We start from the raw sequence: 1,805 nt of genomic DNA on the forward strand, positions 1-1,805 counted from the left end.
GAATTTACAGGAGGTGTAACTGAACGCACACGAAGTTTCAACGGGTAACACGCTCCGCAGGCTGGCTCAGGAGGATCTTTTCCCAGTCGCCGCCCACCATGCGCACGAGGGCGGCCCGGATCACCAGATCGTAGCCGCACTTGGCGAAGCGGCGGTCACGGTAGATCTGGTCCATTTGGGCCACCACGGCCTCGGGGGGCAGGGGCAGCAGGGGGCGCAGGCAGTCGCGCCCCTTGGGCGTGTCGCCGTAGGCGTCCAGGCAGCGGGCGGCGGCCATGTCGCCGAAGCCCTGGATGAAGAAGAGCTTCTGGTGCTGGTAGGCGCTCTTCCAGCTGTCTGCGAAGGTGTCGTGGGGGGCGTAGGGGGTGGCCACGAAGCCTTCGAGGTCGAGGGGCTTGAGCCAGGGGTAGTCGAAGAGGATGCGCTGGTCGAACTGGGGGTCGCGCACGTGGCCGCCGGACTCCACGAAGTGGATGCCCCGGTCCTGGGAGTCCAGGACGGCCTTGAGGGCCGTCTGCATCATGGGCTGGCCAGAGGTGAGGGGGTCGCGCGCGGCGCGGTCCATGGCGGAGACGGCGCGCGAGACCACCACCAGGGCGGGCATGGGCGTGCCGGGCTGGCTTTCGGCGTAGGCGCGCACCCCGGCGGAGGCCCCGGTCATGTAGGCGGTGCGGTCGTCGCGGGGGATGCGCAGCCAGTCGCGGGTGAGGGTCTGGCCGGTCTGGCCGTTCTGGGCGGGCTGCTGCCGGGGCTGGGCCAGCGCGGGAAGGGACGCGAAGAGGATCAGGCACAGGGCTGCCAGGATGCGCATAGGGGGGAGTCCTCGGGGCTTGGGTGTGTGTGCGGGGCCTCGGGGTCGCGGTGCGTCTTGATAGCCCGGGGGGGCGGTGGTGTCGAGCGCGGCTTTCGCAATATTGAATACAAAGTCCAAAATTCTTGACGGCGACGGGCTGTCGCACTATGCCCGGCCCATGGACACACCGCCCATCCGCCACGAGAACCTCGAAGACCAGGTGCTTGCGCGCCTGCGCGGCATGATCGCCTCGGGAGCGCTGCCCCCCGGATCGCGCCTGCGCCAGGAGGACCTGGCCCAGCGCCTGGGCGTGAGCCGCACGCCGCTCATCGCGGCCCTCAAACGCCTCACCCTGGAGGGGCTGGCCGTGTGGAAGCCCCGCTGCGGGGCCAGCGTGGCCGCCCTGGACGACGCCTCCCTGGCCGACCTCCTGGAGGTGCGCCTGCGCCTGGAGCCCATGGCCGCCGAGCTGGCCGCGCGGCGCATCGAGCCCGCCGAGGCCCGCGCCCTGCGCGCGCGCTGGGAGGAGCTGGCCCGCTCCCCCGACACCCCGGAACACTGCGCCGCCTTCGTGGAGAGCGACCGCCTCTTCCACTGGCGGCTGGCCGAGCTCGCCGGCAACCGCTTCCTGTTGCGCTCCCTGGAGCCCCTGAACATGCTGGCCGGGCTCTACCTGCACGGCACGCCCAGGCCCTGGGAGGACACCGCGCCCGAACACCTGGCCGTGATCCAGGCCCTGGAGGCGCAGAACCCCGAGGGCGCGGCCCTGGCCATGCGCCGCCACATCCAGCGCTCGCTGGACGCGCTGCTCGAAACGCTTCCGCAACCCCCAGCCGTCACAGGGAGGTGACCCGTGCCACGCTTCAGCGCCAACCTGACCATGCTCTACACCGAGTCCCCCTTCGAGGAGCGCTTCGCCCTGGCCGCCCGTTCCGGGTTCAAGGCCGTGGAATACCTCTTCCTTCTATCTAGGGCGTGAGACGCTCCTCACCTCGGGCGATTCGGGCATGGC

Annotated in this window: 3 protein-coding genes; 2 read left to right on the forward strand and 1 reads right to left on the reverse strand. The window is 70.6% G+C overall.

Features of this window, described 5'->3' with window-relative positions; genetic code table 11:
• Positions 1-37: 37 nt before the first annotated feature.
• A complete protein-coding gene (locus ACV4UX_RS19165; RefSeq protein WP_491594874.1) occupies positions 38-811 on the reverse strand; it encodes a hypothetical protein in 774 nt (257 codons plus the stop codon).
• A 160-nt stretch (positions 812-971) separates the two neighbouring features.
• Between ACV4UX_RS19165 and ACV4UX_RS19170 the strand changes: the two genes are divergently transcribed.
• Both ACV4UX_RS19170 and ACV4UX_RS19175 read left to right on the forward strand, forming a co-directional pair.
• Positions 972-1,643, forward strand: coding sequence for a GntR family transcriptional regulator (locus ACV4UX_RS19170; protein ID WP_491594875.1), 672 nt, complete (start codon positions 972-974; stop codon positions 1,641-1,643).
• Between the two features lie 3 nt (positions 1,644-1,646).
• Positions 1,647-1,772, forward strand: a complete 126-nt coding sequence (locus ACV4UX_RS19175; RefSeq protein WP_491594876.1) for a hypothetical protein — start codon at positions 1,647-1,649, stop codon at positions 1,770-1,772.
• Positions 1,773-1,805 lie beyond the last annotated feature (33 nt).

The sequence above is a fragment of the Fundidesulfovibrio sp. genome (assembly GCF_058402725.1).